The 13,867-nt window shown below is 30.1% G+C and carries 12 protein-coding genes; 2 read left to right on the top strand and 10 right to left on the bottom strand.

The features are described from left to right. Positions 1-2 precede the first annotated feature (2 nt). Positions 3-692 carry a radical SAM protein gene (locus tag ACAG39_05395; protein ID MEZ0536671.1) on the bottom strand — a complete coding sequence of 230 codons (690 nt, stop codon included), beginning with the start codon at positions 690-692 and terminating at the stop codon, positions 3-5. A 180-nt stretch (positions 693-872) separates the two neighbouring features. Between ACAG39_05395 and ACAG39_05390 the strand changes: the two genes are divergently transcribed. Then, the gene (locus tag ACAG39_05390; protein MEZ0536670.1) at positions 873-1,325 is read left to right on the top strand and encodes a flavodoxin family protein; all 453 of its coding nucleotides are present in this window, start codon (positions 873-875) and stop codon (positions 1,323-1,325) included. Between the two features lie 82 nt (positions 1,326-1,407). On the opposite strand, the gene ACAG39_05385 is transcribed toward ACAG39_05390, so the two are convergent. After that, a complete protein-coding gene (locus ACAG39_05385) occupies positions 1,408-2,430 on the bottom strand; it encodes a zinc-binding dehydrogenase (protein ID MEZ0536669.1) in 1,023 nt (340 codons plus the stop codon). A gap of 151 nt (positions 2,431-2,581) precedes the next feature. On the opposite strand from ACAG39_05385, the gene ACAG39_05380 reads away from it, so the two are divergent. Continuing rightward, the gene (locus tag ACAG39_05380; protein ID MEZ0536668.1) at positions 2,582-3,745 is read left to right on the top strand and encodes a Gfo/Idh/MocA family protein; all 1,164 of its coding nucleotides are present in this window, start codon (positions 2,582-2,584) and stop codon (positions 3,743-3,745) included. A gap of 88 nt (positions 3,746-3,833) precedes the next feature. Here ACAG39_05380 and ACAG39_05375 read toward each other — a convergent pair whose 3' ends face one another. From ACAG39_05375 to ACAG39_05340, 8 genes are all read right to left on the bottom strand, one after another. Continuing rightward, entirely contained in the window at positions 3,834-5,708 is a 1,875-nt protein-coding gene (locus ACAG39_05375; protein MEZ0536667.1) for an ABC transporter ATP-binding protein, read from the bottom strand. Beyond that, entirely contained in the window at positions 5,701-7,437 is a 1,737-nt protein-coding gene (locus ACAG39_05370; protein MEZ0536666.1) for an ABC transporter ATP-binding protein, read from the bottom strand. Before ACAG39_05370 ends, ACAG39_05375 begins: the two co-directional genes overlap by 8 nt. Positions 7,438-7,458: 21 nt before the next feature. Next, positions 7,459-7,911, bottom strand: a complete 453-nt coding sequence (locus ACAG39_05365; protein ID MEZ0536665.1) for a MarR family winged helix-turn-helix transcriptional regulator — start codon at positions 7,909-7,911, stop codon at positions 7,459-7,461. Positions 7,912-8,182: 271 nt separating this feature from the next. Further along, positions 8,183-8,968, bottom strand: coding sequence for an SDR family NAD(P)-dependent oxidoreductase (locus tag ACAG39_05360; protein ID MEZ0536664.1), 786 nt, complete (start codon positions 8,966-8,968; stop codon positions 8,183-8,185). A 108-nt stretch (positions 8,969-9,076) separates the two neighbouring features. Further along, the gene (locus ACAG39_05355) at positions 9,077-9,286 is read right to left on the bottom strand and encodes a heavy-metal-associated domain-containing protein (protein ID MEZ0536663.1); all 210 of its coding nucleotides are present in this window, start codon (positions 9,284-9,286) and stop codon (positions 9,077-9,079) included. Between the two features lie 19 nt (positions 9,287-9,305). After that, positions 9,306-11,774 carry a heavy metal translocating P-type ATPase gene (locus tag ACAG39_05350; GenBank protein MEZ0536662.1) on the bottom strand — a complete coding sequence of 823 codons (2,469 nt, stop codon included), beginning with the start codon at positions 11,772-11,774 and terminating at the stop codon, positions 9,306-9,308. Between the two features lie 192 nt (positions 11,775-11,966). Continuing rightward, entirely contained in the window at positions 11,967-12,512 is a 546-nt protein-coding gene (locus tag ACAG39_05345) for a pyruvate kinase alpha/beta domain-containing protein (protein ID MEZ0536661.1), read from the bottom strand. A gap of 220 nt (positions 12,513-12,732) precedes the next feature. Continuing rightward, on the bottom strand, positions 12,733-13,659 hold the full coding sequence (locus tag ACAG39_05340; protein ID MEZ0536660.1) for a lysophospholipase: 927 nt from the start codon (positions 13,657-13,659) through the stop codon (positions 12,733-12,735). Between the last annotated feature and the right edge of the window lie 208 nt (positions 13,660-13,867).

The raw sequence follows: 13,867 nt of genomic DNA, 5'->3' as shown, positions 1-13,867 counted from the left end.
ATTTAACCTCCAATTCCCCAATCTATATTATTCCATAATATTTCAATATTTGCATAGCTTTCAAGAAAGCTATATTTGTTTTTAAACCACTCAATTAATTCTTTGTCCTGCTCAATTTTTGTTGTATTTGGTGTGAAGATATTTATACAACCATAGTCAAAATATCTCAGTAGACAATCAATATCTCTGTCAATCATATCTTTAGTTTGCCCTTTTATTCCCACTAAAAGACATATAGATTTAAAATATTTAGAAACCTCTTTGTGGTGATTAAAGTATGCCCCTTTATTTAAAACCTTGTTTCTAAAATAATCATCAAATGTTTCAACACCAAACTTAAATATTATTGGTATTCCAAAAAAATCTTCGATTTCTTTTAATCTTTCTTTGTAATACCAATGGCTTTCGAAAAATAACTTATTAATATTTTTTTCATGAACTTTATTCTTGATGTCAACCAATGTTTCATAAGGTAGTTCAAACACACTTCCAGAATTTATCACTTCAAGTGATTTAAAAATCCCAGAAACTTTTTTCAGAACCTTTTTGTTTAAAATAATATTTTCTTGTTGGTTGGGTGAATTATCAAGAATATAGTCACAAAAGGAGCATTTTCCCCAAATGCATGGAGATGCTTTTAAAAGAACTACTTCACGTTTGTTTTTTGATGTGACAATACTATACCTTTGCATATCAACCTCCTGTTTTTATGTTTTACGAGCTGGTTTTCAGGCACAGCTCGCCCTGAAATTTATTCAGGGTTTTTGACAATTTATTTTAACATATAAATTTAAAAAAATACAGAAAAAATATTTTTAATATGGCATTAGATATTGATATGATATAATAAAAATAAAAAAAGGATGATTTATGTGAAAAATACTTTAATTGTTTACTATTCTCTAACTGGCAATTCAGAAAAAATAGCAAATTACTTATCAACATTAATAGATTCTGACACAGAGAGGATACAGGACTTGACTAATAGAAAAGGGATAATTGCTTTTTTACGTTCAGGTTATGAAGCTCTTTATAAGAAATGTCCTAATATAAAAAAATTAAATGCAGATGTTAAAAATTATGAAAATGTTTTTGTAATAACACCTATATGGGCTGGTAATATAGCAAGTCCAGTTAGAACATTTTTAGTGGAAAATATAAACTCAATTAAAAATCTTACTTTGATTTTCACACAAGCATCAAATGAACCAATTGATATTAATAAAGTCTATTCAAAAGATTTCAACAAAAAATTAAAATCATATTATCTAATCCCAAAGCAAAAGGTTGTTTCTGGTGAATATAAAAAGATATTGGATAATTAAACCAACGGGGACGGTTCTTGTTGGCTCACTATCTGCCACTATCTGCCAGTGTGAGCCAGGGAGAACCGTCCCCATTGGCTCATTAATGGATATCAACCATCACCTTCATTACTTTATCCTTCATGTTGTCAATAAATTCATAGGCCTTTAGATAATCCTTAAATGTAAAATGGTTAGTTATTAATGTTTTTAAATTTATTTTCCCATTTTCAACTAATTCGATAGCTGTTATATAATCCTCTTTTTTATACATCAAAGTTCCATATAGCCTTAATTCTCTATCTTGGACCAGCCCCATATCAACATTTACTTTATCCCCATATACACCAACTACAACAATTTCGCTACCTTTTCGGGCAACATTTATTGCTTGATTAATTGTTTGGTTTGAACCTACACACTCAAAAATAACATCAGCTTTATCAGCCCCAAATATATTTTTAATTTCATTTTCTAAGTTATGATCATTAACATTTATACAATAATCTATTCCACACTCTTTAGCTTTCTCTAACCTATAACCACTTACATCAGTAATCATGATAGATGCAGCACCAATGCCTTTAGCAGTTTGAGCTACCAAATTTCCTATTGGCCCAGCACCTAAAACTAATATTTTTTTATCTTTTATATCTCCTATTTTCTTAACAGCATGTACTGCAACTGCAAGTGGTTCTATCATTGCACCTTCATCAAAACTAAGGTCATTAGGTAATTTAATTACCTTTTCTGCATCAACAGCAAAATATTCTGATGCCATTCCTGTTGTTTGAAAACCCATAACTTTTAGATTATCGCAAATATGATAGTTGCCATGAATACAAGAATAACATTTACCACAAACTACTTGAGGCTGAACTGTTACTTTATCACCTACAAATAATCCAGTTACATTCTCACCAATTTTTACAATTTCTCCAGATACCTCATGTCCTTGAACAACAGGATATGTAGTATAAGGGTGTTTTCCATGATAAACATGAATATCAGAACCACAAACACCTATCCTCATCATTTTTATTAAAACTTGATTATCCTTTATTTCAGGTACAGGTATTTCAATAAATTCAATTTTCCCAGGTTGTGTCATAACTGCTTGTATCATTATCATTCCCTCCCACAAATTTAATACTCATACATATATTATACAAGATTTTTTAATAGAAATTATTGTTAATAATTTTATTTCAATATTACCAATTTTTTAATATAATTATTAAAAAGGAATATATATTCCGAAATTGGGGGTTGGTAATATGGGTGATGTTTTAAATGTTGGGCTTATTGGATATAAATTTATGGGTAAAGCACATAGTAATGCTTTACAAAGACTTAGTATGTTTTTTAATCCAAGTAAAAAGGTAAATTTAAAAGCTATTTGTGGTAGAGATGAAAAATGGGTAAGTGAAGCAGCTCAAAAACTTGGTTGGGAAAGCTACGAAACATCATGGGAAAAACTAATTGAACGTTCTGATATTGATATTATTGATATTGCAGCTCCAAGTAATGTTCATAAAGAGATTGCTATAAAAGCAGCAAATGCAGGAAAACATATCTTTTGTGAAAAGCCTTTAGCTTTAACTCTCAAAGATGCACGTGAAATGCTTAATGCAGTTCAAAAAAACAAGGTTAAACATCAGATTGGCTTTAACTACCGATTTGCTCCAGCAATTCAATTAGCAAAAAGACTAATTGACCAAGGAAAGATTGGGACCATATATCACTTTAGAGCTCTTTATCTTCAAGATTGGATTGTAGACCCTAATTTCCCACTTGTATGGAGACTTGATAAAAATGTTGCTGGTTCAGGTTCTCATGGTGATTTAGGAGCACATCTAATTGACCTTGCTCGTTTTCTTGTAGGGGATATAGAAAAAGTAATTGGTATGAGTAAAACATTTATTAAGGAAAGACCACTTGTTGAGAAAATGACAGGACTAAGTGGGAAGGCTCAACAAGATGCTCCAAAAGGTGAGGTTACTGTTGATGATGCCACACTTTTCTTGGCTCATTTTAAAAATGGAGCTTTGGGTTCTTTTGAAGCAACAAGATTTGCAAATGGACATAAAAATGGTATGTCTTTTGAGATAAATGGTAGCAAAGGAAGCATTAAGTTTGAATTTGAAAGAATGAATGAGCTTCAATACTTTAGTTATGATGATGAAGAAGGTCTTAAAGGCTTTAGAACAATACAGGTTACTGAATCAATCCATCCATATATGGAGGCTTGGTGGCCAGCAGGACATGTCATAGGATATGAACATACATTTGTACATGAATTTTATGAGTTTATAGAAGCAATTGCAAAAGACACACCTACCTCACCTGACTTTGTTGATGGTGTAAAATGCTCACAAGTGCTTGAAGCAGTAGATTTATCAATAGAAAAAGGCCATTGGATTGAGGTAGATTCACTTTAGATAATTTTAAAGCTCTGCAAAAATTTATGCAGAGCTTTATTTTTTGAATTTTCTTAGCTAAACTATTGATTAAGATGAAAAATATTGCTTATACTATACTAAACTGGCTCATATATAGGTTATAATAAAAGCCTTTTTTATTTAATAACTCATCATGTGTTCCACTTTCAACTATCTGACCATCATTTATAAACAATATTAAATCGGCATTCTTAATTGTACTTAACCTATGAGCTATTACAATGCTTGTTCTACCTTTCATTAAGTTTAACATTGCCTCTTGAACATGTTTTTCTGTTCTTGTATCTATATTACTTGTTGCCTCATCTAAAATCAAAATTGCTGGGTCTGCCAGTATTGCTCTTGATATAGCTAAAAGCTGCCTTTGTCCTTGGCTTAGATTGAATCCATTATCTGAAAGAATGGTTTTATATCCATTTTGTAATCTTTTTATGAATTGATGGGCATTAGAAAGTTTTGCAGCTCGTTCTACTTCTTCTTCTAATGCATCAATCTTTCCATATCTAATATTATCAGTAATTGTTTCTGAAAACAAAAATGTATCTTGTAATACAATTCCAATTGCTTTTCTTAAGTTATCTCTTTTTATTTTTCTAATATCTACACCATCAAGCAGTATTGAGCCTTGGTCAACATCATAAAATCTCATTAATAAATTTACAATAGTTGTTTTACCTGCACCTGTCGGCCCAACTATAGCAATGGTTTGGCCGGGCCTTGCTTTAAATGATATGTTTTTAAGTACTTTGAAATCCTTATTATATGAAAAGCTTACGTTTTTGAACTCAAGCTCACCTTTTATGTTTTTTAAGTTTATTGCATCTTCAGTATCAGGCTTTTCTGGCTTTTCATCAATAATTGCAAAAATTCTTTCAGCACTTGCAAAACCAGATTGAAGCATATTAAATTGATTTGCAAGTTCATTTAATGGCCTCGTGAATTGTCTTGAATAATTTATAAATGTAGCTATTGTTCCAATAGTAATAACTTTATTCAAAGCAAGGTATCCCCCAGCAGCAGCAACTAATGCAAAACTAAGGTTTGTTAAAACATTCATCATAGGTGGTATAACACCTGAAAATATCTGAGCTTTAATTCCAACACTTCGAAATTCATTGTTTATTTTTTCAAATTTATTTATTTCCTCTTCTTCTCTATCAAAAACCTTTATTACTTTAAGCCCTGTGATATCCTCTTCAATTATTCCATTAATTTGTCCTAATTTGGATTGTTGTTCAGTATAAAACTTTCTTGTTCTTTTTGCAATAAAGTTTGTACAGTAAAACATAATTGGGACAACCAAAAGGCTAACAATTGTCATTATAATACTTAAATTTAACATAATAATAACTGTTCCAATTAATGTAATACCGCTTGAAAAGATTTGGACTAAACTCGAATTCAATGTATTACTTAGATTATCTATATCATTAGTAAGTCTACTCATTATATCTCCATGCTGCTTTGTATCAAAAAAATGTATAGGGAGCTTTTGTAGTTTTGCAAAAACGTCATTTCTCATTTCAAAAATAGTTTTCTGGGTTATATGCATCATTATATAACTTTGAAGCCAAGTAAATATTATTGAAAGTATATAAAGGATTCCTAAAACCAATAACATTCTAAAAAGTCCTTTAAAATCCTTAGGTATTATGAAACTATCTATTGTTTTACCAATTAAATAAGGATTTAATAGTGATACACCAATGTTTATCAATATTGCTATTATTACAAATAAAAATAAAATTCTGTGCTTACTAAGATATTTTAATAATCTTTTTAATGTTTTTTTAGCATCTTTGGGTTTAGATGTTGAAAGACTAACACCATGTGGCCCTCCCATTGGTCTTCCAAAGCCTGCACCAGGTCTTCCAAACCCACCCGGTTGCGAATTTTGAATATTAACATTTTCTCTATTCCCCCAATCCTTTTTTTCACTCATTTTCTTCACCACCATTTCCAAGCTGAGAATTATAAATCTCTTGATAAATTGAACAGCTCTTTATTAGCTCTTCATGAGTCCCAGTTGCTACAATCTCTCCATTATCTAAAACAATGATTTTATCTGCTTCCATTATTGTGCTTATTCTCTGAGCAACTATAAATGTAGTACATTTACCAAGCGTATCCTTTAAAGCATTTCTTATTTTCCTTTCGCTTGACAGGTCAACTGCTGAAGTACAATCGTCTAATATAAGTATTTTAGGATTTTTAATTATTGCTCGTGCTAAAGATAGCCTTTGTTTTTGTCCTCCTGATAAATTAACACCTCTTTGCCCTATAATTGTTTCAAAGCGATCAGGGAAACTATTAATAAATTCATAAGCTTGTGCTATTTGTGTTGCATACTCTATTTCTTCCTTTTGGGCATCAAATTTACCCCATTTTATATTTTCTTCAATTGTTCCACTAAATAATAAAGTATCTTGGAATACTACACCTATGCTTTTTCGTAATGTATCAATATCCATTTTTTTGATATCAATATCGTCAATTAATATACTTCCGTTTTCTACATCATATAGTCTCGGAATAAGGCTAACAAGTGTTGTCTTTCCTGAACCTGTTGCTCCAATAATAGCTATTGTTTCACCAGGTTGTGCAACAAAAGATATATTTTTAAGAACAGGTTCACTTTTAGAATCTTCATATTTAAATGTTACGTTTTTAAATTCAACTTTACCAAACTTTATGGGTTTTTTTATAGCATCTTCTTGATTTTGTATATCAACTTGAGTTGAAAGCACCTCATTTATTCTATCTGCTGAAGCACTTGCTCTTGAAATAAATAAAAAGATATTTCCTATCATCATTAGAGAAAATAATATCTGGTTTAGGTAATTTATATAAGCAATAATTTCTCCAACATGCATTGAACCGTATTTTACTTGAAATGCACCAAACCATAAAACCAAAATTGTACTTAAGTTCATAGCAAACATCATTGATGGCCATATTAACAAAGTTAAAGAAAAAGCCCTTAAAGATGTTGACAAAAGCTCTTTATTTGCAATAAAAAATCTTGATTTCTCTAAAGTTTCTCTAACAAAAGCCTTAACTACTCTTACGCCCATAAGGTTTTCTCTTATAACTTCGTTTACTCTATCAATCTTTTTTTGAACCCACGAAAACAAAGGCATACTACGCTTTGATATTATGTATAAAGAAAAAGCAACAATAGGAATTGTAGCTAAAAGAATTATTGATAAATGTGCATTTATCAATACTACCATAACAATTCCACCAATGAATAAAAGAGGGGCTCTTACAACAACACGAAGTGACATAAAAACAAGTCCCTGAACTTGCATAACATCATTTGTAAGCCTTGTTATTAATGAAGATGCTTTGAATTTATCTATATTTTTAAATGAAAAACTCATTATTTTTTTAAATAGATGCTCTCTTAGGCTGCATCCAAAGTTTTGGCTTGCAATACTTGCAAATATTGTACAGCCTATTCCTCCAACCATACCAATAAAAGCAAGCAATAACATGATAAGTCCGGTTTTGATTACATAGTTTAGATTACCTTTCATAACACCACTATCAACAATTCTAGCTAATAAAGCAGGCTGCATTAAATCTGTAACTACTTCAATTACCATCAATAAAGGAGCAAGAATAACAGCCTTCCAAAAAGGTTTTAAAAATACAAAAAGCTTTTTCATAAAATTATCCCCCTAATTGCATCACTTTTTTTCCTGATAAAATTTGATTGATAGTTTTAATAGTTTTATCAGTTCAAAACTTTTATCAGTTCCCAAATAATTAACTAAATCTTTTGAATCTTCATAAAATTCTTGGTGCATCTTTTCTGTAAGTTCAAAGCCTTTTTGTGTAAGTGAGATGAGTACTACTCTTCTATCAGTTGGGTGGTTTATCCTTTTCACATATCCTAAATCCTCTAATGAATTTATCATATGCGTAACAGCTGCCGGTGTAATCTCGAGTGCTGAACTTATATCAGATACTTTCATACCCTGTTCTTTATCAACGTTATGATATAGAAGATTTAATAAAAAAAACTCACTCCTTTTTATCCCAAACCTATCACTTCGTTTTTTCCTTCTAGAATTATTAAGCTTTATGAAACTATTCATAAGCTCTTGAGCAATATATTCAATATTTTCTTGCTCTTTCAAGATTCTTCACTCCATATTTTATTTTACTTACTAAATATTTTATTAACTAAAATAATTTTTGTCAATAAAAACTGTCATAATTTATTTTGTTAAAGTAGTCAATGTTTTTATAAGCTAAATAACTAAAAATTTTTGATATGGCAGATTAATTTATTATAGAAAATAGTATTAATGAAGAATTTCCACTTGAAATATTATTGCTTTACGCAAAGATGAGAAGAAAATAGTTCTTGAATTGTAGCAAATTCTATCCCACTAATTTTATTAAATACTATATTTTGAAAGATTTTAGAATAATATAATCAGATAAACTTGGAAAAAGTCTTGTAAAAATTGCCATTATTTTATCAGCATTTGATGTATATATCTCTTTTTGGCCTTTCTCAATGCCTTTTATTATCCTTTTTGCAACAATTGATGGTGATAGTCTAGATAGCCTTTTTTCATTTTGTGGATATTCTTTACCCAAAGCATTCTTTCTAAAGCTTGTTTCAACAGAGCCCGGAAAAACATTTAAAACTTTTATATTATCTTTACTATTCTCTATTCTTATAATATCTCCTAAATAGGCAAGAGAAACTTTACTTAATGTATATCCTCCAGTATTAGGAACAGGTCTTTTTACTCCTAAAGAGCATATGTTTACAATAGTTCCTCCTTTTTGTTTTTTAAAATATGGAATAGTATATTTTATCATATAAAAACTGCCGTAAAAATTAATATCAAAAACCTTTCTTAAATCACTGTCATTGATATCTTCAATTTTATCTCTTAGGCCAATCCCTGCATTATTAATTAAGATATCTATTTTTTTGAAATTGTTATAACCTAATTCGATAACCTTTTTACAATCAGATTCTTGTGATATGTCAGCCTGTACTAATAAAATGTCATCTTTATTTTTAATAAACTCATTCTCAATTTTTAATAACTCATCATTAGAACGAGCAGCAATGATAATTTTCACATTCTTTTTTATAAGTTCATCAACAATTGCTTTCCCTATTCCTCTTGTTCCACCTGTAATCAACAAAACTTTATTATCCCATACAAACATAAATAAAATCCCCTTTTTTTATTCTTATAATAATTATACAAAAAATAAAGGCTACCACAAATTTTTAATAGGTAGCCTTTAGCTGATTTAATATTAATAAAAAAATTATTACTCAATTTTTGTAACTTCATATCCAACATCATCAATTGCAGCTATAATTTTTTGATTATCTATATCTTGAGTTAATTCAACCTCTGCAGATTTTCCTGCTAAATCAACCTTTACTGATTTCACACCATCTAATTCCTTTAGAGCATTTTCAACACGTCTAACGCAGTGCTGGCAGGTCATCCCTTCAATAGAGATTTTCTTTTTCATATCCAATCTTCCTTTCTTTTTATATTTTTATATTAAAAGGTTTAAACCTTTTTAACCTTAATGCATTTGTTACAACAGATACCGAACTAAAAGCCATAGCAAGTGCTGCTATAATAGGATTTAATAGTGGTCCTCCAAATATATATAATACACCTGCTGCAATTGGTATACCTATTACATTATAAAAAAATGCCCAAAATAGATTTTGTTTTATATTTCTAATTGTCTTTTTACTTAAATTTATTGCTGTCGGAACATCTAAAATATCACTTTTCATTAAAACAATATCAGCAGATTCAATTGCAACATCAGTTCCAGAGCCTATTGCTATCCCGATATCAGCTTGAGCTAATGCTGGTGCATCATTAATACCATCACCAACCATAGCAACTTTTTTGCCTTCAGCTTGAAGTTTTTTCACTTCATTTGCTTTATCTTGAGGTAAAACCTCAGCTAAGACCTTATCTATACCTACTTGTCTTGCGATAGCTTGTGCTGTCTTTTTATTATCACCTGTCAACATATATACCTCTATACCCATATTGTGAAGAATTTCTATAGCCTTTTTACTGCTTGGCTTTAAAACATCTGCAACAGCAATAATTCCTGCGAACATTCCATCAATAGCTACAAACATAGGTGTTTTACCTTCTTGAGCAAGTTTTTCCCATTGACTTAAAAGTGAAATTTGAATTCCTTTATTATCCATAAGTTTTTTATTGCCCAAGATAACTCTTTTACCATCAATTAATGTTTCAATTCCTTCACCCGGAATTGCCTCAAAGTTACTTACATCCAATAATTGCATATTCTTCTCTTTAGCCATATTAACAATAGCTTCCCCAAGTGGATGTTCAGAGCTTTTTTCGGCTGAAGCTGCAAATTTAAGTACTTCATCCTCATTAAAACCGTTTTCTGAGATTATATCAGTGACTATAGGCTTTCCTTCAGTAATTGTTCCTGTCTTATCAAAAACAATAGCTGTAATCTTATGAGCTATTTCGAGTGCCTCACCACTTTTTATTAAAACTCCGTACTCTGCACCTTTACCTGTTCCTACCATAATTGCAGTTGGTGTAGCAAGCCCCAAAGCACATGGGCAGGCAATAACTAAAACTGAAATGAAAATCTTTAAAGCAAAGGTTAAAGATTCACCAGAAATATACCATAATATAGAAGATACTAAAGCTATACCAATTACAACTGGAACAAAATATCCAGAAATAATATCTGCTAATTTTGCAATTGGTGCTTTTGTGGCTTGAGCATCTTCAACAAGTCTAATTATCTGTGCAAGTATAGTATCTTTACCTACCTTTGTAGCTTTAATTTTTATCACACCATTTTTATTTATACTTGCACCATAAACTAAACTTCCAACATTTTTTTCAACAGGTATACTTTCACCTGTCAACATTGACTCATCGACAGAGGTTCTCCCCTCAATTACTTCACCATCAACAGGTATTTTTTCACCAGGTCTAACTAATAGAATATCCCCTACTTCAACCTCATCAATAGGAATAACCAGCTCTTGTCCCTGATTAATAATTGTAGCAGTCTTAGGTGCAAGGCCCATTAGCTTTTTTATTGCATCTGATGCTCTACCTTTTGATACTGCTTCTAAATATTTACCAAGAGAAATTAGGGCTATGATGACTCCAGCAGTTTCAAAATACATCTCTTTTGCATATTCATTATTCCCAATAGCAATTTCAAATATTGCATAAATTCCATACAGTATTGCTGCACTTGTTCCAACAGCTATTAATGAATCCATATTGGGTTCTCTATTAAAAAGTCTACTAAATCCTATTGTGTAAAATTTAAACCCTGCAGCAATAATTGGAATAACCAGAATAAGCTGTATTAAAGCAAAATAAAAGGGGTTTTCTTCTGGCATTATTATTCTTGGTATAGGCAAACCAAATAAATGGCCCATAGAAATATATAAAAGCGGAATAGCAAAAATTGATGAATAGATAAATCGTAATTTTAGTTTCTTTATCTCTTTCTCTTTTTGCTCTTTATGATAATCTTTTTGTTGCTGTGAATCAATCTCTAAAGGTGTATATCCTGCTTTTGTAATAGCACTTTTTATTTCGGATAATCTGACAGATGTCGAATCATATTTTACTTTTGCTTTCTCGGTTGTTAAATTTACACTTACTTCTTCAATCCCGGGTAACTTTTTTATTGCTTTTTCTATTGCTGTAACACAAGAAGCACAGGTCATACCAGATATTGGTATTATTATTTCTTTTATATTTTCTTGTTTTTCCTCTTCTACACCATAACCTGCTTTTTTTACTGCTTCTTTTATCTTTTCTAAATCTACTTTGTTTTCATCCATTTCAACTACTAATTTTTCTGTCGCAAAGTTTACTGATGCAGAAGATACTCCCTCTACTTTACTAACACTTTTTTCAATAGCTCTTGCACAAGCCGTGCATGTCATTCCAGTAATATTTAAGGTCTTTTTTTTCATATTATTTATCACTCCATAAGTTTACAAACTATTTTGTATATATTATATCATAGTATTCCTATAAATCAAGTCGGAATTTATTTATTTCAATAATTTTTTTATAATATTCATTTATTATTAAATTATCTATTAATATTTTTATTGATGTACCTAAAAATATTCTTATAGTTATTGCTATTATTTTTTATTATTTTAAAAGTTACTTGGCTTACATATTATTTCTTTAATCTTAGTCTCAAATATTGATGCTGCATGAGATGGCCTTATTATTGCTGCTGTATCAGCACCTGATTGTGTCCCTCCAATTGCAATTATATCTTCACCATAAGGTATCAATCCCGCATCAAGAGCCATAATAGAAACTTCAACTGCAACTTTTAGTCCTTGTCCCAACATTCTTAAAGAATGTGCTATTATCTCAACAGGGTAAACACCACCAAATTTTCTTGAGATACCCCTTTCAGCACCTGATAAGACGTGGGTACCAGTGTATACTTTGAAGCCATAACTTTTTAGTTCATTAATAGTGTCTTGTGAAATCTCCATCTCTCCAGGTCTTTCAAAGCCATTCACATGAGTTACAACAACTACCTTTTTACCACAATCTTTTAGAAGCTTTGCTGTATTCCCGCTGCATGAAGCAACTACAATATGATTTATACCTTTTTCATTTGCTACCTTTAAAGCAAGTTCAATTGTTTTTTGTGTATTTTTTTCTCCTGCACTTTCAAAATGCATCTCTATATACCCCCTTACCCTATATTATAATCTGAAATACTATTTTTTTGAATATTTTAACATATAAATATTTATCAACAACTAAAATACTGATTTTATAATTAATCCACAAAGTTATCCACATTATCCACAGGCATAATATAAACAGAATGTATATACTCTACTGTGAATTATGTTAATAATGTGGAATAGTGAAATTTATTTTAACTAATACATTTCTTTATTTCATTGCTTCTTGCATCCACTTTATAATATGATTAAATATCAATTTTTTATCCACTTCATTTAATAATTCATGTCTTTTATTAGGATATAATTTAAGAGAAACATTTAATAATCCAATATCTTTATAAATTTTATAAAGCTTTTTAACTAAATTTCCATATTCCCCAACTGGGTCATCTTGACCTGATATAATAAGTAAAGGAATATCTTTAGGAATTAATGAAAGCCTTTCTTTTTTATAGAGATTCTGAAATGCCTTAAAAAGATAATAATAAAAGCCTATGGAAAAGATTTTACCGCATAACCGATCTTGTTCATACTTTTTTACCTCATTTTCATCGGTACTAAGCCAAGCAAATTTACTTTTATTATTTTTTATCCTTTTATTATAACTTCCAAAGCTTAATGTATTCATAAGCCTACTTTTTTTCTGTTCACCAAAAAATATTCTTTGTAAAGAGGTTAAAATCCTACCTAATGTTACAATAGGACCAGTCATGGCAGCAGAACCGCATAATATAACACCGTTTAATTCATTACCATATCTTATTAAAAACTCTTGTGCTAAAAAGGAACCAAAACTATGTCCAAATATAAAAATAGGAAGATTGGAGTATTTCTCTATTAAAAGTTTTAATATCTGATATTCGTCTTCTATTATTTTATTAAACCCATCATTGCCAATTACCCCTAACATTTTTTCGTCATCTTCAGTTTTTCCATGTCCTCTGTGGTCATCTGCAAAGACTACATAGCCTTTTTTATTGAGAAATTCTGCAAAATCCTTGTATCTGCCTGCATGTTCAGCCATCCCATGAAAGATTTGAACAATACCTTTTGGTTTATCTACATTTTCCCAACAATAAACATAAATTCTTTTATTATCATGGCTATTTATAAAAAATCCATTTGAGGAACTCATATGAAACCCCTCCTTTTCCTTAATTATACCTCATTATTTTTTTAAGAAACAAATCTAATCGCAATTTATAAATTACAATATCCTTAAAAAAACTTAAATTTGTTCTAATAACAAACGTTTAAAACCCAAGTTCAATAATATAGTAAATTGTTCTATGACATAAAGCAAAATAAAAAAGTAAAGGGACTGCCAACTTATCTTTGATATG

Source organism: Caldicellulosiruptoraceae bacterium PP1 (assembly GCA_041320695.1).
Classification (GTDB): domain Bacteria; phylum Bacillota; class Thermoanaerobacteria; order Caldicellulosiruptorales; family Caldicellulosiruptoraceae; genus JBGGOQ01.
The sequence above is the reverse complement of the archived record's forward strand: the minus strand, read 5'-3'. Positions and strand labels throughout refer to the sequence as shown.